Raw genomic sequence first — 20947 nt, forward strand, 5'->3', positions numbered from 1 at the left:
CGGTGCGCGTCCTCAGCGGCGATATTGGCCGGCGGAAGCCGGCGCCGATGGTTTGGGATGATGGCCGGCGGCTTGGCTATTCGCATCGACCCGCCCGGCGGCGCGCGCCTCGTCGTAGCGCGGGTCGGAGGTCGAACGGCACGCCGCCTGGTCGGCCCAGGCTTCGAGATCGTCGATGGCGTAGACGACGCGCCCGCCGAGTTTGCGGAAGGTCGGGCCGCTGCCGTGGCAGCGATATTTCTCCAGCGTGCGTGCCGAAAGGCCGAGGAGGCGCGCCGCCTCGTGGGTCCTGACGTAGCGGGCCGAGATCTCCGCGAGCCTGTCGGGCATTGGTAGCCTCCGTGTCTGTCGAGGACGCCGCAGCCAAAGCGCGGCGTGTCGGGATCACGGTGGCGAAGAAGACAGGCGCAGGAGGAGGACGAAGATTTTCGCGGAGTGATGTCCCCCCTGGCGCGCGGCCAGGACAATACGTGGGGGCTTCGGCAGATCCCGACGCGGCCCGGCGTAGAAGAATGGTGTAGAGGGGAGAATGCGAACCCGGTGTCAGTCGCCGCGCAGCAAGCGCAAATAGCCGCCGTTCACGAGGGCGGCGGAATCGCTGATCAAGCGGTTCGCCTTTCGGCGGGCGGCCGAGCTTTTCCATTCGATCGAGGGAAGGGCCGCGTCAACGGTCGCGCCGAGCACCTCCGTGGCGACATCCCGCGGTTTGCCTCCCTCCGCCCGCAGGTCGAAGGCGTGCAGGAGCTGGATCAGCCGGGCTTTCTGTATCGGGGTGAGATGAAGGGCGCGCGGCATCAGACTGATCCGCCGGCCCCGAAGCCGCCGAACGAGGCGCAGGGCGATGTCGAGGCGCATCTCGAACATGCTGTCGACCGGAAGGATCACGGCCGGGCGGCTCGCAGCATGGGCGTCCTGTAGCCAGATGTGCAGCTCGCCAGAGGGGGCGCCGATAGTCACCTCGCGACCATCCGCGTCGATATGATCGGCGAGAACCGGTCCCAGGACGGCGGGGTCGAAGACGGCGACGGTATCGAACCCCGGCGGGGCCGGCGTGAGGATCAATGTGCCGGGCGAGACTTCCGGCCGCCAGAGCGCCGGCTCCCGCCCGGCGAGCGCGTCAGGGTCGTGGACGAAACCGCAACCCCCAGCGGCGCGCCAGTTCGGGCCGGGCGCTGCCCGGATCGGCCTGGCCGCGCGCGATCTGACGAAGGGTGCGCTTGTAGTCGTGACGATAGCCGGCGTTGCGGCGCAGGAATTCGAGCGCGAAGCCAGGACGTTCGAGGCGGTTCAGTTGTTCGATCGCATCCGATGACCGCCAGAAGGATATGGGCATGGGTGCCTCCCTTGACTGGCCCCTCGTTCGGCGAGGGGAAACACCCACGATCTTGAAACTGCGAGCTGAAACTAGACCCGAAGGTTGCATCGCGCGCGACTGCCGGTTGCGTAACATACTTAAAGTTGCCGACAGCAACTCGGATTGTCGGCGGCTATTGCATTCGCGGTTCAAGAAGATGCCTGTAACCGCACTCCGTCATCCAGCGGGCGCGCGCCAAGTGGCTGTCGTGGACCCTTTTGGCCCGATCCGGTTCGCGTGCCGGGTCGAGGCCGAAGATGATCAGGACTGCTTCGCGCCAGTCCGCGCCTTCCTCATTGGCGTCAAGGAGCCGGAGATAGGTCACGAAGTGCCGTTCGTCGTAAGCGTTCACGCGCTCTGTCTGGGGTGGGTGGTCGTCGAAGGATAGCGTCGCCATGTCGGGCCTCCCCCAAGGTCCAATCAGCAAAACTTTACCACAAAATAATCACAACACTACGCAAGTGATGTGCCGATTCGAGGCACTATACTGATGCGTATGAGGCATCGCGTGCATCACCAATGCCGACAAGAGCGGCGTTCGGCTCGGTCGAGATTAGCACGGCTCCTGACGAATCGGAACTATCGTTCCTGGAACGATAGTTCCTAATTCGGCTCCCTTGTCGCCATGGATCTCAAGGAGGTCATGGCGATCAATCTGCGTCGGTTACGTCATGCGAAACAAATGACGCAGGAAGAGCTGGCAGAGAGTGCTGGATTGAGCGCCCGGTATGTCGGCGCGATCGAACGTGCTGACGTGTCCGCCAGCGTGACGGTGCTGGGACGGATCGCGCAGGCGCTCCATGTTGAAGCGGCTGAACTGATCCAGCGGTCGGCGCCGAAGGCGCCGACCGAGTCGCCATAAGTACAAAGCGTGAGCGACGTGCATTCGCGAGCCGGGCGCAGCCCGGCGAGCGGCGGCCGTGGCACGGGCGCGGCCGTACCCGCCGATCCGGGTTTGCGGATCGGCGGAAAATTTGATGATGCGGGGAAGCTGAAAGGCGTAAAGCCGTGCAACCGGGTTTACGGCTGCACGGCTCTGCCGAATTCAGGCGGCGCGGTCCAACAGCTTCTTCGCCTTGCCTTCAAGGTCTAGGCGGGTGTCCTGATTGGTCTTGCTGCGAGCGAGCGCGGTGATGCCCTGCACGAAATCGAAGATGCTTTCCGGCTTGCGGCCTTCCTCGTCCAGCACGGTTTCGATGATCTTGGTCGTTTCCGGCTTGGAAAACCCCCGCTTGCGCAAGAAGCTTTCCCGGTCCTCGTCGGTGCGGGCGACGACACGCTCCCGCGCCGCCTTGATCCCGGCGACGAACGGCGCGGGGGAGGAGTTGGCGAAGCTGGTCAGCGCGGGCGCGGCCTCATGAGCAAAACGCTGCGCGGCGAATTTGCTATGTCGGATGCTGATTTCCTCGAAACCCTCGACGCCCCACAGGTTGCGGTTCTGGCAAACCGCGCGGAGATAGAAAGAGGCGATGCCCAAGGTCTTCGATCCGACTTCGCTATTCCACGCATAGAAGCCCCGGAAATAGAGGTCCGGCTCGCCATTCGGCAGGCGGCCCGCCTCGATAGGATGGGTGTCGTCGACCAGAAACAGGAACACATCGCGGTCGCTGGCGTACAGAGTCGTCGTGTCCTTCGTCACGTCGACGAACGGATTGTGCATCATGGTCGCCCAATCCAGCACACCCGGTACTTTCCAGCGGGTATCGCCCGTGCCATTGCCCGCGATCTTCATCACGGCGGCGACAAGCTCATGATCCCAGATGCGGCCATAATCCGGGCCGGTCACGGCGCGTAGCTCTATCCGCCCATCGTCTGCCTCAAGCGTCTTCACCAATTCGGCGCGATGCGACAGCAAACCATGCTGCAGGTTGATCCCGGCCAGCGGTGCCGGAAGCTGGCGCATGTAGGACGCGGGCGCGCTCACAAGGCTGCACAACTGCCCGAAACTCCAATGCGTCGGGGAGACCGGCTCGTCACGGCCCGGCACGATCAGCGACAAGCGTTCCGCATCGTCCCGGCTCGCCTCCACTCGCACGGCGCGGCTCTCCACGGTACGGGCATGCGCGCGCTCGGCGCGGCGGCGTACCGTGTCGTAAAGCTCGGTGAGGTTCAGATAGCGCTCGTCATCGGGCCGGGAAAACCATTCCGAGGAAACGCGGCCGATCCGCTCGCCGCGCGATACGTCCACGCGAAAGCCGGAGGAAACAGGCTGCTGGTTTAGGGTCAAGGTGTTCATGGTCTTTACTCCTAGTGGGCTTGGGTTGAAGCGCAGCGCTGCGCTGCAACCCTGCCCGTCGGCGAGACCGGGGTAGCAAGGTGCAAGGGCGGCCGGGACGGAGGGGGATCGCCCGGCCTGCACAAGGCGAAGCCGCGGAAGGCTGGGGAGACCGTCCCGGCCGAGCGTGAGCGATCCCTTGCGCCGCGCGGGGGCGGAGCCCCTAGGAAATCCGGGCCGGCGGGAGCCGGGATCAAGAGCCGATCAGGATGTGCAAAGCCGGGACGGCGCAAAACCTGACATCCTGATTTCCGTATTCACTGAGAGGCGGTGGGGTTCTGAACATGACGAAGCCCCGCTCGGGTGAGCGGGGCTCCTTGAGGTATTCGGCCTCAGTCGCCGTTGCGGCGGGACCAGATGAGATTGTGGCCTTCGCCGTCCTCGGCCTCGACCAGGCTGGCGTAGATCGGCGCCGGGAAGCTCGGATCGTCCAGCTTGACGGAGAGGTATTCGCGCTGCGTCTCGCGGGCGGTCTTCTTCCAGGCCGCGCCGAACTCGGTGGCGCCGGCGAAGATGCGGTAGTCGGGGCCGCGCTCGTTTTCGCCTTCGGCGGGGGCGAACTTGGCCTTGACGTTAAGGGTCAGGGTCTTGACCGATCCTGCGAAGCCATTGTCGGTCTTGGTGAAGCTGCCGATGGTTGCCATTGTCGTGTTCCTTTTCCATTCGGACCGCGCCCATCGCGGCCTCGATGGGGGTCGGCCGACCGGGGACGATCGGCCCGCACCCGGCAGGGCTGGAACGTCAGTGAAAGGCGGCCGGCGACGGCTTTTTTGCTTCGCGATGCAAAGCCGCAGGCGGCGGAAAAAAGTTGGCGACGGCAGTTGCGGGAAGACGAGCGAGGCGCAGCCGGTCTTCGGTCAGACCCAATCCATTCGAGGCCGCAGATGGGCGGCGCGCATGGAAATCTCCGAAACACGACAGGCAACAACATCGGTTGCCTCCAAGACCGGCAGGCGGAACCGAGCTGGTTTGAGACCCTGGCCTTTAACGACAAGAGCAGACCCCGTATGCTTGAGCGAATGAGAGCGCGGTCGTGGCATGATGCTTTCGCGGCGCCATCGAGTGCGGTGATGCGGCAGAAGATGTCCGCGAGTTGCGGCCACGATCTCGTCCCGTCTTGCTGCCGGTCCGCTGCGCGGCGCTCTACATCAGCCTGGTCGAGGCCGAGGATGGCGTGCTCCGATCTCATGAGTCCTGTCGCAACGGCGATTGAGGCCAAACACCCCAAAGGCTCGATCATCCGAGTGGGGCTTCGTCATGCGAGAGAACCCGGCCGCTACCCGTGCGTTAGCGATCGAAGCCGAATGGCGGAAACACGCCTACATGGTTCCGGCGCAGCCAAGAGCGCGGCCCGAAGGGCAACGCCCAACCGCGACCTGCTCTATGTCAGGGTCGGCTCAGCCTCTGGTCCGCAAGCGGATCGCCGGCAGCCATCAATCGCAAGAGCGCCGAGACGCCCACGAACACACCGCCCATGATGCAGAAGAGTTGCTGCCAGATGGCCGAGGGGACGTATTCGTGGGCGATGCCCCACACGAGTTGATAGCCCGCGACGGCGGCAGGTGCGGCGAAGATCAGCGCGATGGCGATGCGCAGGATCGGCGGGCGCAGGGCCGCGAACAGGAACACCAACACCCCGAACACGGCGAGTCCGGCAAAGAAGCCGACAAGGCCCGCGCCGATCAGCCCGGAGCCGGTGTGATAGGCGAACCGGGCGGCCGCAAGTCCGGCCATGAACGGTACGGCGTAGGTGGCGAGATTGAAGGCCAGCATGCAAAGCATGCCGATCAGCACCACACACGCGATGATCGCAATGATCATAATCCGCCTCCTTTACTGCCGCCGACCGCCTTTCGCCGGGTCGGACTTGCTTGGGATTGAACGGCAAGATTCTCTCTCCAACGGATGCCTCTGTCGACTGGAAAGGTGGCGTTGCCCTGTGACATCGCCCCTGGATCGGGGTGCGGCCGCAACCGAAACGCCTCCATGGCGGCGCTCTGCCGGGCGAGTTTCCGGGCCAATGCGTCGATTTCGGCCCGCCGCTCGAAGCGCAAGATGGCGAGATTCTCGCGATAGAGGTGCTCATCCGGCGGTGTCCAGGTGCTCTTACCGCGTCCGAACTGCCGGGCCTTGGTGCGGAAGGTGATGACCATCCGCTCGGCGCGGGCCGCGATCTGGTGTTCGATGATGTTGAGATGGCGGGCGGTCTCGGCGCGCGCCCTCTCCAGGCGCGTCAGCGTAGCGCACCCTTTCGTATGAGTCGGCATGGTGATGTCCTGCTGTCGAGGTCATCCGGCCGCGCGGCCCAAGCCGCGCGGCCGGATTTCCATCTGCCGGGAAGGAAAGCCGGGACCGCCTGTGCGGCCCCGGCTCGCCCTTCACTCGGCGGCGATGGGATAGCCGTCACCGTCTTGTCTCTGCGAGACATTCTCTGCCTTGGAAGGCTCCGGCTGCTCCGCCGCCAGCCACGCGGGTTCCGGCGTCCGCATGAGCGAGGGCAGCCAGCCGGTCCCGGCGAGCAACTGCTCGGCGGCCTCGGCCATTGGCTGCTTCTTCATCCCCGCGATCCGGTCAGCGGCTTCATCACTGACCGCCTCGCGCACGGCGGCGGCGATGTGCGCCTTGGTGACGCGGCCGAGATAGGTCCGCACCGTGGGCGTCCAATGCGCCGTCATGTCGAGGGCCAGCGCCGTCGCCAGCCTGTCAGCCGTCTCATGGGCGCGGGGCTTGCGCTCCCAAGGCTGCTTCACCGCATTGATGGTCAGGGAGGCGCAATGCGCCAACAGCGCCATGACGCTTGCCTGATCCAGCCCGGCGATGAAGCCCCACAGGTCCGCCACGTCACGCGGCAGGTCCGCCGCCCAGGCGGCATGACGATCCGCCAGCGCCTTGCCCGCCGCCGTGTCTTCGATCCCGTCCGCGTGGCCGGCGAGGTAGGCGCTCGCCGGACGGATATCGAGGCAATGCGCTTCCGACGCCCGGTAGAAGGTCTGCGCGGCCAGCGCATGGATGACGGCGATCAGGGCGATGTCCGGCTGTTCACCCAAGGCGAGGCGTAGGCCGAGGGTGCGATGGGCGGTGAGGTCGCGGACGAGAAGGTCCGACAGCGGCTTGCCGTCGTCCTCCGCGTCCTCGTCCTCAGCCTCCGAGGCCGTCCCGTCCTCGTCGTCGCCGTTCTCGACGATCTCGCCATCCTCGGTGACGGCGTAGCCTTCACTTTCCGGCTCGGCCTCCGGTTCCGGCTCGGGCGCCTCGTCCTCCGCTCGGACGAAACCCCGCTCGATCCGGGCCGTCCCGTCATGGTTCAACACGACGAACACGCCGCCGCGCGCGATGTTGTCGGGATCGTAGGCATGGCGCTTGGCGTCGATACGCTCGATCTCGGCTTCCAACTCCGCAAACCGTTCGTCTACATCATCCGGCAACTCGTCTGCGCCGTCATATTCCTCGCTGATGGAGTCGTATTCCATCTGCGCGGCCTCGCGGACGGCCTCGTCCTCCGTCGAAAGCTCCACCATCTCCGGATAGTAGCGGCTCATGCCATGGGCATGCGGATAGTCGATGTGAACGCTGGTCCACTTCCAGCCCTCCGCCTGCACCTCGGCGGCGATGCCTTCCAGCTTCTCGATGACGAGCCGGTCCAGCAAGGCCACGTCCTCGAAGAAACCGCCGCGATCCTCGGTGAACAGGTCGCGCAGGATGGTCCCGCCCGCCGCCGTGTAGGCATCCGGGCCGACGAAGACGGCACGCCGATCCGTCGCCGCGATGTTCATGCGGGTCAGGTCGCGGCGGATCAGCGAGGGATCGCGGTTATAGGACAGGTTGTCGTAAACCTGCTGCTGCCGGTCGTGATCCTCCACGATGGCGAAGGCCATCAACTGGTCGAGGCTCAACCCGCCGTCGCGATAGACCTGCATCAAGCGGGGCGATACCGCGCCGAGGCGCAGGCGCTGCCGCACCACATGCGGCGTCACGCCGAAGCGGGCGGCAATTTCCTCCGCGCCCCAGCCCTTCCGTTCGGAAAGCTCCCGGAAGCGCTCGAACTGATCGGCGGGGTGCATGGCCTCGCGCGTGACGTTCTCGTCCAGGCTGATCTCCTGCGGGTCGTTCTCGGTGTCGAGAACGCAACGGATCGGCTCGGTCTTCTTGATCTGCTTGCGCTTGGCGCGCAGCAATTGCGCCAGCCTGCGGCCTTCGCCAATCGTGACGAGATAGCTGCCGGTCGGCCCGCCGTCCGCGTCCTGTTCCGGCTCGACCACAAGGTTTTGCAGCATCCCCTTCACGGCGATGCTCGCCGCCAGAGCCTCGATATGCGCTTCGCTGTGCGGGGTCTTCCGGGCGTTCCGGGGCGACTTCTTCAGCTTGTTGAGCGGCACGAAGATTTCCGTCCCGCTCACGGTGACGGTTTCAATGTTCACAGTGTCAGTCATGGTCTTTCTCCTATGGGTTTGGGTTGCAGCGCGCGCTGCAACCCTGCCCGTCGGCGAGACCGGGGTAGCAAGGGCAAGGGCGGCCGGGGCGGAGGGGGATCACCCGGCCTGCACAAGCGGATTTCCGCAGTTACAGAAGTGCCGAAAGTCGTATCCGCGCGGAAGGCTGGGGAGACCGCCCTGGACGGCGCCGGCTTGCCGGAGCTTCACCCTTGCCCGCGCGAGGGCGGAGCCCTTAGCGAAACCGGCCCGGCGTGAGCGCCAGCGGGAGCCGGACGATGGTGCGATCAGGGATGTAAGCTCTGGTGGCGGTGACAGCGTGTCCCTGATCCCCGTGCGCGTCGGGGCGTTGCGGGGTGTCCTTCCAGAAGGGGTGTGCCGGCGACCGCGGCGCCGGTCAGGGGGAAAGCTTTCCCCCAACAGGCTCACTTCGAAATCGCAGTGACTCCGGTTCCAACGATCACATCCTTGACTTCCAATTGTCATGGCTCATAGTTCCAATTTACTGGACCTTGGAATCGGCATGTATGAGCGATTTGTGGAACGGCGGGCGGAGGAAGCCCTTTTAGACACCCCGGTGGTGCTGATCGTCGGCCCGCGCCGCGCCGGCAAGACGACGCTTGTGCGGAAGATGGGCGACGCCGGGCGGACATATATCACCCTCGACGATCAGACGACGCTCGACGCCGCACAGTCTGATCCGGTGGGATTCATTCGAGGATTGGACCAGGCGATCATCGATGAGATTCAGCGGGCACCCGACCTGCTGCTGGCGATCAAGAAAACCGTGGACGAGGACTATCGCCCTGGCCGCTTCCTGCTGACCGGCTCCGCGAACATCCTCACGCTGCCGCGCGTCGCCGACAGCCTGGCCGGGCGGATGGAAACCATCCACATGCTGCCGCTGGCCCGCGCCGAGGTGACAGGCAAGACGCCGCGATTCCTGGAACGCTTGTTCGACGGCAAGCTGCAGGGCGACCAGGCAGCGATTGTCGGCGACGATCTCGTCAAGCTCGTGCTTGTCGGCGGCTTTCCTGAAGCGATCAGCCGCGAGAGCGAGCGGCGGCGCCAGGATTGGATGCGGTCCTATCTGACCTCAGTTCTCACCCGCGACCTGCGAGATATCGCTGACATCGAGAAGCTGACGGAGCTGCCGAAATTCGTCCGCCTCCTGGCGGAGCATTCGGGGCAATTGGTCAACTACTCGCAGTTCGGCGGCAGCATCAATGTCAGCCACAAGACCGGGCAGCGCTACGTCGCGCTGCTCGAACAGGTGTTCCTCGTTGCGACATTGCAGCCCTGGTACACGAACGCTCTCAAGCGGATCGCCAAGACGCCGAAACTGCATTTCCTCGATTCCGGGCTGCTCGCCACCACGCGCGGATTGAGCTTCGAGCGGGTGAAGGCCGACCGCAGCGAGTTCGGCGCTTTGCTCGAGAGTTTCGTGTTTTCCGAGGTCCTGAAGCTCATGACCGGCTCAGATCTGCGGCTGACGCCGTATCATTTCCGGGACCAGCAGATGCATGAGGTAGATCTCGTGCTGGAGCGCGACGACGGCATGATTGTCGGCATCGAGGTGAAGGCGGCCGCAACGGTGAAATCCGGCGACTTCGCTGGGCTGCGCACATTGGCCGAAGCGTGCAAGGAGCGATTCGCCTATGGCGTGGTGCTCTATGACAGCACGGATGTCGTGCCCTTCGGCGACAAGCTGGCAGCAGCACCGCTATCGTGTCTATGGGGTTGAGGCGATGATCCGATTTGCCGACTGAGTTACGATAGACGAAATAGTGGGGGAGCGAAATTGGCCAAGCCTGTAATCAGTTACGACATTTCTGACGATAAATCAGTCTTGGAAAATGTCGAAGCCTACAAAGAAAAGCTCAAAGAGATCGATCCTGAGCTGGGTCCGCTGCTGGCGGGCCTCCTGCCGTCCCTAATGAAGGAGCCTAACGGCGACAAGAGCGCCATGCTTACCAAGTTGAGAGCTGTTCTCGACGTTGAAGTCAAACCTGACTCTGACCAAAGGGAGGAACCGTCTCAATGACCGGCTGGCTTCTCCAAGAGATCGAAATCGAAGGATTTCGGGGCATCAACAATGAAAACGCGCCGTTAGTCCTCAAATTTAAGACTGACAAGGTCAACTCTATCTCCGCTCCCAACGGGGTAGGCAAGAGTTCCATATTCGACGCACTCACGTATGCGTTGACGGGCCGTGTTCCTAAGCTGGAAGACCTTCCAGCGGCTGAAGCTGGCAGCAGTTACTATCTCAATAAATTTCACTCCGGTGGGATCGGCACGATCAAGCTGACCCTCGTACCTGACCTCGGTGGAAATAGTCGGACCATAACAGTCGCACGCGCTGCGGATGGGTCACGAACCAGTTCCTGCTCTGATGGGGCAGATGCAGAAGCGGCGCTCGCCGAACTTAATCGTGAGTTCGTGCTGCTTGATGCAGAGACATTTCAAAATTTCATATCCCGCGCCCCCTTGGATCGTGGGCGTAGCTTCGCGGGTCTTCTCGGTCTTGCCTCATATTCAGCGTTGCGGCAGGGGCTGCAGTCGATCTCAAACACCCGTGCGTTCAACAACCATTTTGGGGACGCAGGTCACAAGACCGCACGCTCAGGCGCCGAGCGACGCGTCGCGCAACACAGACAGGCCGTGACCGCGGATTATCTGGCCTTGGTGAAAGAGCCGATCGCCGACGTCGCTTCCACGAAGGCGGCTCATGACAGAGCGCACAGCTCCCTGGCCCAGATCGCGTTGCTTGCGGACCATTGCAAAGGAAAGCTGTTCAAGGAAATTGACGTAGACGCATGCACGACCGCTATCAAGGACGCGGAAGCCGGCCCCGACCGACAGAAACTCGCGCAGATCATTCAGCAAGAGGGGGCCTGGAATTTACTCGTCAGCGATCAACCCGACTCGGGAGCTGTTGATCGTCTCAAGCAGCTCGCGCGCAAAAGAGATCTGGCTCTTGCCGGCACTAAGGGGGACCTCCTTCGCCAGCTTTACGAGCTTGGAGAGAAGATCACTGGCGACGATGCCTGGAACAACAAGAACCTGTGCCCCGCCTGTGACAATCATGGTGATACATCTATTCTCGCGGCCCTCCGAGAGAAACTGGACCACTACACCGCCGTTGAGGCGGCGGCCGAGGAGCTCTCTATCGCATGGGCCGGCGATGGCTGGCCTGCTCTGGCCAACCTCGAACAGAAGGTTCTCGCCGAAGGTGAGACAAACCGGTTTAAGGCTGTAGATGCAACGATAAGCGAACGCAGTCTGACCGAAACTGAAGTCGATGCGCTTGCCGAGCGCCTGTCGATCATTCGGGTTCGGGCAAAGGAGGCGCAAGATGCCCTGGCCAATGAACACGAGGCGCTGTCGGCAAGCTTGCCCCCTTCGCTGGTGGCAGTAACAGAAACGGTTGAAGCGGCGCGTCGCCTCCAGCGCAGTTGGGTTCAATTGGAAGAAGCCGAAGCTGAATTGGGGCTAGAGACCACGTGGGCCGAACGGACAGCGCGGCTCAAGGGCTTCCTGGACAAAGCCTGCACTTTGTTCTCAACGGCAGAATCGGACGCAGGCGTGCGGAGACTCGCGGCCGTCGAGCCTCTCTGCCAGACCCTCTTCGCCGCGATCATGCACGAGCCCGTTGTTCCGGCCCTCAAGAAGCGGGCGGGCACCGAAGAGCTGTCTATATCGCTATCGAAGTTCTTTTCGTTGAACGGCGGTTCAGCGCAGGCTCTCCTCTCCGAAAGTTTTCGCAACGCCTTCTCGGCATCCGTTTATCTAGCAGCCGCGAAGCTTTACGGTGGGGCTCCGAAATTTCTTGTTCTCGACGACATCACTTCCAGCTTCGACGCCGGCCATCAATACCATCTGGTTGAGGTCATTCGGACGCAGTTTGCGAGGCCAGTCGTTCCCACCGGCCCGCAGGTGATCCTTCTGAGCCACGACACGCTCCTCGAAAAGCTGTTCAACAAGAATGTAACCTCCGGAGGCTGGTGGCATCAGAGGTTGCAGGGAACAGCACGAACGGCAGTGCTCCCGCAGAACAATGCCGTCGATAAGGTAGGGGACAGAACGCGGGACTTCCTCAATGCTGGTCGGGTCGACGATGCCGCTCCTTACATCCGGCAATATCTCGAGTTTAGGCTTGAAGAAGTCGCGCAAAGGTGCCGGATTCCTGTCCCACTTGATTTGGCGTTTAATGAGAACAAGCAGCTCGCCCAAGGTTATCTCGACGCCATTGACGCTGCCGTCGAACTCAACAGGAAGGCCGGCACGATAGTCTTGGACGCTGCCCAGCAAGCCTCTCTGTCTACACACGTCGCGACCATTACCGGCAATTACCTTGCTCATTGGGGAACCGGCTCTGCCCATAGCTTCAGTGCTGGAGCACTCCTGGGTGTCATGAGCGCGATCGATGCTTATGCCGATTGCTTTCGATTCTCCGATCCCCCTGGCAGCCCACCTCGCTACTACAAATCCCTGGGCCAGAGGACATAGCATTGCGGTCAGGAGAGGGTAAATGGGCGTGAGGGACGGAGGCCGGGAGAGCGATGTTTCTGGCGCGCGCGCCGAGGGGCCGTGGTCGAGTCTTGCTCTGGAAACTATCGGCTGGAAAGCCTTCCAGGATCTCTGCTCGCAGGTTTGCGAGGAGGTGCTGAGAAGGCCGGTGCAGATTTATCGGGAGGCTCAGGACGGTGGTCAGGATGCAGTCTTCATCGTGGAGGGGCCGAATGGGGCGGTCGATGCGACAGTGCAGTGCAAGCACTCCGCTGATCCGCGCAGGCGGCTTAAGGCGGGAGATCTCAATGGCGAATTCGACACGGTCGCCGAGTTGGTTGCCGCCAACCAAGCTGATACCTACTTCTTGATAACCAGCATGGGCGTCGATGCCGCTGTTGCTGTTGAAATCCGCACGAAATTACGGGCGCTGGGGGTTCGAAAGCCGCATGTACTCGGCCGCGAGTACCTTGTGCGAGCAATCCGAGCAAGTGCTCGCCTCCGCGCACTTGTCCCGCAGGTCTACGGCCTTGGCGATCTCGGCGCGATCCTTGATCAGCGGCTGATTCAGCAGACCAGAGCCTTGCTCGACCACTGGATTCAGAAACTGAAGCTCTATGTCCCAACATCAGCGCACAGAAAAGCCGTTCGCGCGTTGACGGAATACGGGATCGTCCTCCTGCTCGGCAATCCGTCGACTGGCAAATCAACGATCGGGGCAATCCTTTCTACGATCGCGAGCGAAGACGCCGACCATACCGTCCTACACCTCACCAGCCCACGTGACTTCGAAGCGAACTGGAATCCGGCGGACCGCAAGCGCTTCTTTTGGGTCGATGACGCCTTCGGCTCAAATGCAGTGCGTGACGAGTATGTGCGAGACTGGACCTCAGCATTCCGAAAGGTGCAAGCGGCCATCGGGCATGGGAATCGCTTCGTGTTGACTTCGCGTCGGCATATTTATGAGGCTGCCAAACGCGGCCTGGGTCAACGAAACCATCCGGCCTTTCTGGATGGTCGCGCGGTCGTTGATGTCGGTGAGCTCTCCTCCGAGGAGAAGACACAAATTCTCTATAACCACATCACGTACGGAGCGCAGACGCAGAGCTGGAAGAGATCGGTGCGTGACTTTCTAGACGCCGTTGCGAAGGTGGAGGGATTTCTGCCCGGCATCGCCGAACGTCTCGGCGATCCTGCGTTCACGAAGGGGCTCGGCACTTCGGAGCGCGAGTTGATCCGCTTCATGAAGGAGCCCCGCGAGCATCTGATCGACACAATCAATGCGCTCGACGAACCACTCCGGGCGGCACTGATCCTTGTCTACGTCCATCAGGGGGCGCTGAGCAGCGACCAGGGTGACGACGAAGCTTGTAGAGCTGTCGCGGAGTTGGTTGGCGAATCGCTCCCGCGCATTCATGAGCGCATGTCCGAGCTGAAGGGGTCATTCCTCCGGGTAGCGCGAGTGAGTGGCAAAGACGTGTGGGGGTTTGCCCATCCGACAATTGCCGACGCGCTCACAGAGCCGGCCCAGGAAATCTGGACGGTAGGATAAGTGGATTTTCTGCCTGAATGCGGCGATCTTTGCTGCGGATCAGGAGAGAAGATGGCGAAGCGAGCCCGCCGGAACCACACACCGGCTTTCAAGGCGAAGGTGGCTTTGGCCGCGTTGAAGGGTGACAAGACGCTGGCCGATCTGGCGCAGCACTTCGATGTGCATGTGAACCAGATCACGAGCTGGAAGGCGCAGCTGCTGGACGGGGCGGCTGGGGTTTTCAGCGGCGGCTCGGCCATCCCGGCGGCGGCCGCGGCAGTGGATCTGACGACGCTGCACGCCAAGATCGGGGAGCTGGCGCTGGAGAATGATTTTTTGTCCGGCGCGCTCGCCAAGGCCGGCTTGCTGAGCGCAAAGCGATGATCGAGCGAGAGCATGAGTTGCCGCTCGTGCGGCAGGCCGAGATCCTGAAGCTCAGCCGGAGCGGGCTCTATTACCAACCCCGGCCGGTGTCGCCGGCCGACTTGGCGATCATGCGGCGGATGGACGAGCTGCATCTGGACTATCCGTTCGCGGGCAGCCGGATGCTGCGCGATCTTTTGCGTGGCGAGGGTGTCGGGATCGGCCGCCGGCATGTCGCCACGCTGATGAAGCGGATGGGCATCCAGGCGATCTATCGCCGGCCGAACACGTCGAAGCCGGCGCCGGGCCACAAGATCTACCCGTATCTGCTACGCGACGTAGCGGTCGAGCGGCCGAACCAGGCCTGGGCGATGGATATTACCTACATCCCGATGGCGCGCGGCTTCGTCTACCTGGCGGCCGTGGTCGACTGGTTCAGCCGCCGGGTCCTGGCCTGGCGCCTGTCGATCACGATGGAGGTCGATTTCTGCCTGGACGCGGTCGAGGAGGCGCTGGCCAAGCACGGCAAGCCGGAGATCTTCAACACGGACCAGGGCAGCCAATTCACCAGCGCCGCCTTCACCGGCCTGCTGCAGGACAACGCCATCGCCATCAGCATGGATGGCAAGGGCGCCTGGCGGGACAACGTCTTTGTCGAACGGCTGTGGCGCTCGGTGAAGTACGAAGAGGTCTATCTGCGGGCCTATGACAGCGTCAGCGAGGCACGGGCCTCGCTCGGCCGGTACCTGGGCTTCTACAACGCCAAGCGCCCGCATTCGAGCCTTGACGCCCGGACGCCGGACCAAACCTACTTTAACCACCTGCCGCAGCGGGCGGCAGCATGACCCGACAGGTGGCCCCGAAAATTTTGCCGCCGTTGTCGGGTCGTCACTCCCGTCGGGCTACGCCCTCCCTGCGTGACGACCCGACAACGGCACACCGCGACGCCAACCGGCAGAGAACCCACTTATCAAGAGCAGAAATCTGTCCAGACGAACCCGGCCAGCTCTCACTGACATTCTGAAGGACCGTTCTCATATGATCGCCGCCCTTCTCCGGGGCGCGCCAATCGACACGATATTAAACGGGTTCGTCTGTGAGGGAGCTGATTTTGTGCTCGACGCACCGGTCGTCCCTGCGACCCTGAACGAGGTTCTGGTAAAACGCTTGTCGGCCTGCGAGGACAGCGCCTCATCAAACTGGACACTCTTTTCGTTCTTGGCCCACCGCGCGAGTGACGATGTCGTCCAACGCCTTCTGGCGGTCGACCCTGAGATTCTGCAACGTCAAGCTTGGGTGTTTTACCGAACCGGCGGTGATCCGAAACTCCGTACGCTGGCCCGCGCCCACCAGTTCGGGTTGCTCTCCGATGAGCTTCGTGAGGACGCCGCTCGGCGTCTGGAATCGAGCGCGCTCCAGGATTTCGATCTCTCTTTCTTCGATCGAAAGGACGTTCTAGCGCTCATTCCTCCGATGGACCTCGTCTCGCTCGGCATTCGCCTCAGGACCGATTTACTGCCGAACGCTAACGAGCAAATTTCAACTACCGGTGAGGAAGCGGACCTATCAGAAGATCCAGAAAGCCATTTCGAGCGAATCAACGATGCTCTCAGCACTTTGGAGGACCTGGCGTCGTCGGATCTGTCGACCGCCGAGCTGATCAAAGAGGCTCGCGATGCCGTTAGGGCAGCTATCACGGATCTCGAGGAGCGCAAACGAGCTAAGGAACAAGAAGAGGAGGACCATTCCAAGGAGTGGACCTACATGGCGTCGGCCCCCCAGGCCCCGAGGCAAGCCGCGCGATTGCCTACCGACAAGGGGAAGCGGTCGGTCTTCTCAGACGTCGATCAATAAAGCGGAGAGGTCGGTCAACGCAATCGGGCCGCGGAGTTTGCCGAGATGAGAGCGCGCCTAGCGTCCGCTGACGTAAAGGTTGTGGCAATCGATCGCGGCCGACGCAAGCGCAGGTTCGGTTTAGACGATGGTCAATTGGCTGTGGATGGCTTGGAAGGCGCTGATCTTATCAATTCGCGCCTTTAGGTAGTCGCGATAATCCATCAAAAGGCCGAGCGGATCTCCGATCGGATCGGCTATCAGTCTCTCGGTCTCTGCAAGAGCATGTGGAAGGGTCAGCGGTCCACCGCTGTCTTCGATGAGACGCCGGGCGAGGCGAACGTCTGCCGTTCGCTGGGAGTCTGAATCGAGCAGCGAGCGATGTTCGTAATGGATCAGGCGCTGGGCGAAGGCCTGCAGGCGTTGGTCTTCAAAGTGGCCGGCGATCTGCACCCTCTCCCATCCGTTAGCATCGTGAAAATCGAACATGCGTTGCTGGTCAGCGTCCGAGGGAAACCCGTCGGAATAGAGACGCCTTTCAACATGGGGTGACGGCGGGACGTCTGCCCAAGATGCCGAATAGAGAGCAATGATCTTGCCGCAGAGACCAGGATCGTTCTTGAACTGTAGCGCTCGCCTTTCAGCGATCGCGGGATCAACCCCGTTTAACAGACCATCGGTAGCGTCATAGAAACTGGTCAGGGTCGGAGCGCCGTTTACGCGAATGCGCCGGACGGGCGTTCCCTTGCGCGCGATCTCGGCTCGGATGTCGACGTCTGTCATGCTGCGCCACGTTTCCGGGGCGATGGAGAGATCGAGGCAGAACCGTCCATTCGAGTTGGTGGGATTACGGCCGATGCAGACGACGGCCCGGTGAATCGGCTCCCCTGCAAAGAACTCCGTGAGGACGAAACCATCTTCTCCATCTACGAATTCGGCGACCGCCGCCCGATTTGAGAACCGAACAAACCTCTGCCACGCTTCGTTTGAGCATCTCCTCACCAGCCGGCAAAGATCGACGACCGCTAGTGTGTCCGACATCGCGTCATGAGCACCCGCATGCGCGACGCCATTGGCGGGGGCCAGTTGATCGAGTTTGAAGCTGGGCCGACCGTCCGATTTTCGCGGAACGATCAGGCAGCTAGGCGTCAACGCACAAGCGGCCTGAACCAATCCGAAGGCATCGGCGCGCCCGTTCTGATGGTGGCTCGTGAGATAGGCAGGAAAAAGAGATTGAAAAAGGCCGTAGCGCAGCATGTGCTCGTCAAAGCCGATCGAGTTATATCCAACAAAGATTGCAGGCGACCAAGCAATGAGCTGCCGACGAATCTGGGACATCATTTCGTAGTGGGAGGGCTCTGAGCGGTCGTTCAAGCGCGTGATGGGAAGGCCGTTGGCGCGCAGTGCGCTTGGATGCGGCACCACATGAGGCTGAAGGCGAGCGCGCATTTCGAACCGGCCCGATTCGTTCAGGTCATGGTCCGTTTGGATCGCGGCGAAGTGGACGATCTGATCAAAGGCCGGATCTAGGCCTGTCGTCTCGGTGTCGAAGAAGACATAGCCCATGGCGCGCGGCCCCTCAGAACCAGCCGCCGCTGAGGCGGTTACGCATGGCGGACACACTCACCTTGAATTTTTTCGCGAGGCTCTCAATCGCGGCGTCGTCATCAAGGTCGAGCCCCGCATCTCCCACCGCCTCCAGCAAGAATTGGCGGGGCATGAGCAGTTCTGACGCAAACGCATTGGCGTCGATCTCAAGTGGATCTGTTCCCTGCGCGGCTAGCTCATCGCGATGCAGGACACGGAATCCTTTGTCGACGTGAACCGCAGCGGAGATTTCGGGCACATGCAGGACATGGTGGGCGAGTTCGTGGGCGGCGGAGAACCGCTGGCGATTGGGATGGTGCAGCGCGTTCACACCGATGATGGCTACTCCATCCTTAATGTAGGCCATTCCGGAAAGCTCTTCGGCGAGCGGAGCGTATTGCAGCACAATGTTACGGGCTTTGATTATCCGTTCCACTGGGACCGGCACCGCGCGAACCGGAAAATCGGCGAGAATTTTCAATGCAGCCGCGCGCGCAGTGGTGGGATCTGCTTGTCTCACCGCCTGCCCTTAGCGCTATGGGTGGCGAGAACGCTCGCGACCAAGTCGCTAACCTGAGCCACGTCGCGGGACGAGATAGCACCATCTGTGACGTTTACCTCCAACGGGCCGAGCGCCGCTTTCGGCCGTGCGGGCAAAAGGTCTCCCACTTTCGGCATCTCCAGAGCCGTGGCGAGATCGTAGACATGATGCAAGAGCACGTTCTGCCTCCCCTTTTCGATGTTCGCTACGGACGCTCGAGATATCCCGACCAAGCCCGCAAGATCGGCCTGGGTCAGCTCTAGTTCTTCGCGGCGCTGAGCGACGGCCCTACCGAAGGCGACGTTGATCGGGTTTCTGATCATTCCATATGTTTGCGCTCAGCCGAAGGGACTGTCAATGGTGCGCACAATTGTGATTAACAAGCACATCTATATGTGACTATTGACGACAACAAGAATCTCGGCGATATAGGTCTCACGCCGCGGGGCGGTCCCGCGTCGCCCCAGGCCCACCTTGATCAGGAGATCGGGAGATGATCGACGATGACGCCGAGGACGGCGCTGAACGTAAGGAACTAGAGGATGTCGAGCGGCTGCTAAAAGACGCGGCGCGCGAAGGTGAGATCGCGAAAGAGGCCGTTGAGAAGCAGGCTGAGGACCTTGTTGAAGCCGAGCACGAGCTTGAGGCGCTTCGCCACCCGCCCACGGTTACCATCATCGTCGACGGGACGCCGCATCAGGTTCGGCGGCGCGAACACATCACCTACGCCGAGGTTGTGACCTTGGCCTACCCTGACTACCCGCAGCACCCCGAAATCACGTATTCGGTCACCTACACCAAGGGGCCCGTCGAGAAGCCCGAAGGCATCCTGTCTCCGGGTGGCAGCGTCAAGGTCAAGGAAGGCATGGTGTTCCGTGTTAATCGAACTGGCCAATCATAACGAAGACATCCGTCGACTCTTGGACAAGGGCTACGCTCTAAGGGTCGACGGAGGCTCCCTGGTCGTAAGGGACATCCCCTACCTTGACGCCGCGAAAGCGCTGCAATGGGGCGCTTTCGTCGCGAAGCTTGTCTTCATCGATAAGGTTCGGGTGCAGCAGGACGACCACCAAGTCTATTTTGCAGGATCCGTCCCCCATGGCTTGGACGGCAAGCCCGTTCCGAACCTCGCCGGCGGGCCACGTCGCATCCCCCTCGAGAAGAATGATGTTGTCGTTCAGCGATCGTTCTCGAACAAGCCGTCCGGAGGTTTCGCGAACTTCTCCGACAAGATCGAGCACTACGTGCAGTTGATTTCGGGGCCGGCGATGTCACTGCATGACGTGACCCCGCTGACCTTCCGGGTTGATCACGACGTCGCCGCCGGATCGGCATTTAAGTTCCATGACACTCTCACGAGCCGGGCGGAGCTCGGCGATCTTGCCGCCGTATTTAAGAACGACATCGTCGCGGTGATCGGGCTTGGTGGCACAGGCGCCTATCTGCTCGACTTCCTTGTTAAGACACCGGTGAAGGAGATCCGGGGGTTCGACGGCGACGCCTACTATGTCCACAACGCCTATCGCTCTCCTGGCCGGCTGCAAGAAGACGAGCTCGGCAAGGGGAAGGCGGATGTCTACCGTCTCCGCTACGAAAACTTCCGCGAAGGCCTGACTGTCCATCAAATGTACATCACAGAGGAGTCGGCGAACGAACTCGTAGACGTGACGTTTGCGTTCGTCTGCGTAGACAAGGGGTCCGCTCGTTCAGAGATCTTCGATTTGCTGATCCGGTTGAAGATCCCATTTATCGACGTGGGCATGGGTCTTGACCGGAAGCAGGGAGCACTATCCGGCACGCTGCGCGCCACCTACTATTCGACGGCGACGGCTTCGCAAGTGCGAGACATGCAGTTGGCTGAAATGGCAGATCATCCCGAAGACCTGTATCGAACGACAGTTCAGATCTCTGAGCTGAATGCGTTGAACGCCTGCCTCGCCATCATCAGGTACAAACAGCTTCGGGGCTTTTACGTCGACGACAGCGCGGCATACCATGTGCTGATGGGCGTCGAGAGTCTGCGGATCTTCGCCGAGCGTACCGAGTGAAAACCCTTGTCCTGAAGCGCGTAGAATTCATGCCGAGGGATTTGTCCCCCGGCGTGCTCTACGTATCGGAGGAATATGGCGTGGCCGGCCACCTCTGCGCCTGCGGCTGCGGCAACAAGGTCATAGTGCCGCTGGGGCCCACAGAGTGGACCTTTCACGAAAAGGCAGGGCGACCAACCTTGCGGCCGTCCATCGGAAATTGGCAGCTGCCTTGCCGGTCTCACTACGTCATCACCAACGGGAGGATCGAGTGGGCAGGCGCGTGGTCCGAGGACGCTGTGATCGCAGGCCGTCGCGCAGAGGAGGCCCGGCGCGTGGCATACTACGCCAAGTTGGATCGAGACCGGGGCTTCTGGCATCGTCTTTGGAAGCGGATTCTCAAGATCATCGGTCGCAACTGACGGCGGAGGAGCACTTCGTGGCGGCGGTAGCTGGCAATGACTTCTTCGAGCGTCTGTTAGGCGCGGCGCGGCACG

Annotated in this window: 22 protein-coding genes; 10 read left to right on the forward strand and 12 right to left on the reverse strand. The window is 62.0% G+C overall.

What is annotated here, in order from left to right:
* Positions 1-12 precede the first annotated feature (12 nt).
* From CWB41_RS05445 to CWB41_RS05460, 4 genes are all read right to left on the reverse strand, one after another.
* Positions 13-330 carry a helix-turn-helix transcriptional regulator gene (locus tag CWB41_RS05445; RefSeq protein ID WP_115835221.1) on the reverse strand — a complete coding sequence of 106 codons (318 nt, stop codon included), beginning with the start codon at positions 328-330 and terminating at the stop codon, positions 13-15.
* Positions 331-543: 213 nt separating this feature from the next.
* Complete coding sequence (locus CWB41_RS05450) at positions 544-1062, reverse strand: DUF2285 domain-containing protein (protein ID WP_115835220.1); 519 nt, start codon at positions 1060-1062, stop codon at positions 544-546.
* Positions 1063-1117: 55 nt separating this feature from the next.
* Positions 1118-1333, reverse strand: a complete 216-nt coding sequence (locus tag CWB41_RS05455) for a transcriptional regulator domain-containing protein (protein ID WP_115835219.1) — start codon at positions 1331-1333, stop codon at positions 1118-1120.
* Positions 1334-1487: 154 nt separating this feature from the next.
* On the reverse strand, positions 1488-1751 hold the full coding sequence (locus CWB41_RS05460) for a DNA -binding domain-containing protein (protein ID WP_115835218.1): 264 nt from the start codon (positions 1749-1751) through the stop codon (positions 1488-1490).
* Positions 1752-1979: 228 nt separating this feature from the next.
* On the opposite strand from CWB41_RS05460, the gene CWB41_RS05465 reads away from it, so the two are divergent.
* Positions 1980-2216, forward strand: a complete 237-nt coding sequence (locus CWB41_RS05465; protein WP_115835217.1) for a helix-turn-helix domain-containing protein — start codon at positions 1980-1982, stop codon at positions 2214-2216.
* A gap of 183 nt (positions 2217-2399) precedes the next feature.
* Here the strand turns inward: CWB41_RS05465 and CWB41_RS05470 are convergent, their stop codons facing one another.
* From CWB41_RS05470 to CWB41_RS05490, 5 genes are all read right to left on the reverse strand, one after another.
* Positions 2400-3590 carry a DUF932 domain-containing protein gene (locus tag CWB41_RS05470; RefSeq protein ID WP_115835216.1) on the reverse strand — a complete coding sequence of 397 codons (1191 nt, stop codon included), beginning with the start codon at positions 3588-3590 and terminating at the stop codon, positions 2400-2402.
* 371 nt (positions 3591-3961) lie between these two features.
* On the reverse strand, positions 3962-4273 hold the full coding sequence (locus CWB41_RS05475; protein WP_115835215.1) for a DUF736 domain-containing protein: 312 nt from the start codon (positions 4271-4273) through the stop codon (positions 3962-3964).
* Between the two features lie 742 nt (positions 4274-5015).
* The gene (locus CWB41_RS05480; protein ID WP_115835214.1) at positions 5016-5450 is read right to left on the reverse strand and encodes a hypothetical protein; all 435 of its coding nucleotides are present in this window, start codon (positions 5448-5450) and stop codon (positions 5016-5018) included.
* Complete coding sequence (locus CWB41_RS05485; RefSeq protein ID WP_245411135.1) at positions 5447-5896, reverse strand: hypothetical protein; 450 nt, start codon at positions 5894-5896, stop codon at positions 5447-5449. Before CWB41_RS05485 ends, CWB41_RS05480 begins: the two co-directional genes overlap by 4 nt.
* A gap of 111 nt (positions 5897-6007) precedes the next feature.
* Positions 6008-8059 carry a ParB/RepB/Spo0J family partition protein gene (locus CWB41_RS05490; protein WP_115835213.1) on the reverse strand — a complete coding sequence of 684 codons (2052 nt, stop codon included), beginning with the start codon at positions 8057-8059 and terminating at the stop codon, positions 6008-6010.
* A gap of 523 nt (positions 8060-8582) precedes the next feature.
* Here CWB41_RS05490 and CWB41_RS05495 point away from each other — a divergent pair.
* From CWB41_RS05495 to CWB41_RS05520, 6 genes are all read left to right on the forward strand, one after another.
* Complete coding sequence (locus tag CWB41_RS05495) at positions 8583-9803, forward strand: ATP-binding protein (RefSeq protein ID WP_115835212.1); 1221 nt, start codon at positions 8583-8585, stop codon at positions 9801-9803.
* 57 nt (positions 9804-9860) lie between these two features.
* Positions 9861-10103 carry a hypothetical protein gene (locus tag CWB41_RS05500; protein ID WP_129396414.1) on the forward strand — a complete coding sequence of 81 codons (243 nt, stop codon included), beginning with the start codon at positions 9861-9863 and terminating at the stop codon, positions 10101-10103.
* Positions 10100-12568 carry an ATP-binding protein gene (locus CWB41_RS05505; protein ID WP_115835210.1) on the forward strand — a complete coding sequence of 823 codons (2469 nt, stop codon included), beginning with the start codon at positions 10100-10102 and terminating at the stop codon, positions 12566-12568. Before CWB41_RS05500 ends, CWB41_RS05505 begins: the two co-directional genes overlap by 4 nt.
* 22 nt (positions 12569-12590) lie before the next feature.
* Complete coding sequence (locus CWB41_RS05510) at positions 12591-14120, forward strand: nSTAND3 domain-containing NTPase (protein ID WP_181902936.1); 1530 nt, start codon at positions 12591-12593, stop codon at positions 14118-14120.
* Between the two features lie 51 nt (positions 14121-14171).
* Positions 14172-15307, forward strand: a protein-coding gene (locus CWB41_RS05515; protein WP_115835209.1) for an IS3 family transposase whose coding sequence is annotated in 2 segments (ribosomal slippage) — positions 14172-14439 and positions 14439-15307 — 1137 coding nt in all. Because the reading frame shifts where the segments join, the coding sequence is not laid out codon by codon here.
* Between the two features lie 193 nt (positions 15308-15500).
* On the forward strand, positions 15501-16316 hold the full coding sequence (locus CWB41_RS05520; RefSeq protein ID WP_115835208.1) for a hypothetical protein: 816 nt from the start codon (positions 15501-15503) through the stop codon (positions 16314-16316).
* Between the two features lie 120 nt (positions 16317-16436).
* Here the strand turns inward: CWB41_RS05520 and CWB41_RS05525 are convergent, their stop codons facing one another.
* From CWB41_RS05525 to CWB41_RS05535, 3 genes are read right to left on the reverse strand one after another with little or no spacing between them, the layout of a single operon-like run.
* Positions 16437-17861: an exonuclease domain-containing protein gene (locus tag CWB41_RS05525; RefSeq protein ID WP_115835207.1), complete on the reverse strand. Its 1425-nt coding sequence runs from the start codon at positions 17859-17861 to the stop codon at positions 16437-16439.
* Positions 17862-17874: 13 nt separating this feature from the next.
* Positions 17875-18402 carry an ImmA/IrrE family metallo-endopeptidase gene (locus CWB41_RS05530; protein ID WP_115835206.1) on the reverse strand — a complete coding sequence of 176 codons (528 nt, stop codon included), beginning with the start codon at positions 18400-18402 and terminating at the stop codon, positions 17875-17877.
* The gene (locus CWB41_RS05535) at positions 18399-18746 is read right to left on the reverse strand and encodes a helix-turn-helix transcriptional regulator (RefSeq protein ID WP_115835205.1); all 348 of its coding nucleotides are present in this window, start codon (positions 18744-18746) and stop codon (positions 18399-18401) included. Before CWB41_RS05535 ends, CWB41_RS05530 begins: the two co-directional genes overlap by 4 nt.
* Before the next feature lie 170 nt (positions 18747-18916).
* Here CWB41_RS05535 and CWB41_RS05540 point away from each other — a divergent pair, with 170 nt between their 5' ends.
* Genes CWB41_RS05540 through CWB41_RS16340 form a run of 3 tightly spaced genes read left to right on the forward strand, consistent with a single transcriptional unit; the run spans position 18917 to position 20872 of the window.
* The gene (locus CWB41_RS05540; protein ID WP_115835204.1) at positions 18917-19324 is read left to right on the forward strand and encodes a multiubiquitin domain-containing protein; all 408 of its coding nucleotides are present in this window, start codon (positions 18917-18919) and stop codon (positions 19322-19324) included.
* Complete coding sequence (locus CWB41_RS05545) at positions 19299-20471, forward strand: ThiF family adenylyltransferase (protein WP_115835203.1); 1173 nt, start codon at positions 19299-19301, stop codon at positions 20469-20471. Before CWB41_RS05540 ends, CWB41_RS05545 begins: the two co-directional genes overlap by 26 nt.
* Before the next feature lie 29 nt (positions 20472-20500).
* A complete protein-coding gene (locus CWB41_RS16340) occupies positions 20501-20872 on the forward strand; it encodes a ubiquitination-like system serine protease family protein (protein WP_115835504.1) in 372 nt (123 codons plus the stop codon).
* Positions 20873-20947: the final 75 nt, after the last annotated feature.

Origin of the sequence: Methylovirgula ligni (assembly GCF_004135935.1) — a bacterium.
Taxonomy (GTDB): domain Bacteria; phylum Pseudomonadota; class Alphaproteobacteria; order Rhizobiales; family Beijerinckiaceae; genus Methylovirgula; species Methylovirgula ligni.

What these genes read in the sequence shown, in the direction of transcription:
- CWB41_RS05520 (WP_115835208.1), top strand. Translation starts at nt 15,501, where the DNA reads ATGATCGCCGCCCTTCTCCGGGGCGCGCCAATCGACACGATATTAAAC.
- CWB41_RS16340 (WP_115835504.1), top strand. Translation starts at nt 20,501, where the DNA reads ATGCCGAGGGATTTGTCCCCCGGCGTGCTCTACGTATCGGAGGAATAT.
- CWB41_RS05540 (WP_115835204.1), top strand. Translation starts at nt 18,917, where the DNA reads ATGATCGACGATGACGCCGAGGACGGCGCTGAACGTAAGGAACTAGAG.
- CWB41_RS05495 (WP_115835212.1), top strand. Translation starts at nt 8,583, where the DNA reads ATGTATGAGCGATTTGTGGAACGGCGGGCGGAGGAAGCCCTTTTAGAC.
- CWB41_RS05525 (WP_115835207.1), bottom strand. Translation starts at nt 17,861, where the DNA reads ATGGGCTATGTCTTCTTCGACACCGAGACGACAGGCCTAGATCCGGCC.
- CWB41_RS05475 (WP_115835215.1), bottom strand. Translation starts at nt 4,273, where the DNA reads ATGGCAACCATCGGCAGCTTCACCAAGACCGACAATGGCTTCGCAGGA.
- CWB41_RS05535 (WP_115835205.1), bottom strand. Translation starts at nt 18,746, where the DNA reads ATGATCAGAAACCCGATCAACGTCGCCTTCGGTAGGGCCGTCGCTCAG.
- CWB41_RS05455 (WP_115835219.1), bottom strand. Translation starts at nt 1,333, where the DNA reads ATGCCCATATCCTTCTGGCGGTCATCGGATGCGATCGAACAACTGAAC.
- CWB41_RS05490 (WP_115835213.1), bottom strand. Translation starts at nt 8,059, where the DNA reads ATGACTGACACTGTGAACATTGAAACCGTCACCGTGAGCGGGACGGAA.
- CWB41_RS05510 (WP_181902936.1), top strand. Translation starts at nt 12,591, where the DNA reads ATGGGCGTGAGGGACGGAGGCCGGGAGAGCGATGTTTCTGGCGCGCGC.
- CWB41_RS05460 (WP_115835218.1), bottom strand. Translation starts at nt 1,751, where the DNA reads ATGGCGACGCTATCCTTCGACGACCACCCACCCCAGACAGAGCGCGTG.
- CWB41_RS05445 (WP_115835221.1), bottom strand. Translation starts at nt 330, where the DNA reads ATGCCCGACAGGCTCGCGGAGATCTCGGCCCGCTACGTCAGGACCCAC.
- CWB41_RS05480 (WP_115835214.1), bottom strand. Translation starts at nt 5,450, where the DNA reads ATGATCATTGCGATCATCGCGTGTGTGGTGCTGATCGGCATGCTTTGC.
- CWB41_RS05470 (WP_115835216.1), bottom strand. Translation starts at nt 3,590, where the DNA reads ATGAACACCTTGACCCTAAACCAGCAGCCTGTTTCCTCCGGCTTTCGC.
- CWB41_RS05505 (WP_115835210.1), top strand. Translation starts at nt 10,100, where the DNA reads ATGACCGGCTGGCTTCTCCAAGAGATCGAAATCGAAGGATTTCGGGGC.
- CWB41_RS05465 (WP_115835217.1), top strand. Translation starts at nt 1,980, where the DNA reads ATGGATCTCAAGGAGGTCATGGCGATCAATCTGCGTCGGTTACGTCAT.
- CWB41_RS05485 (WP_245411135.1), bottom strand. Translation starts at nt 5,896, where the DNA reads ATGCCGACTCATACGAAAGGGTGCGCTACGCTGACGCGCCTGGAGAGG.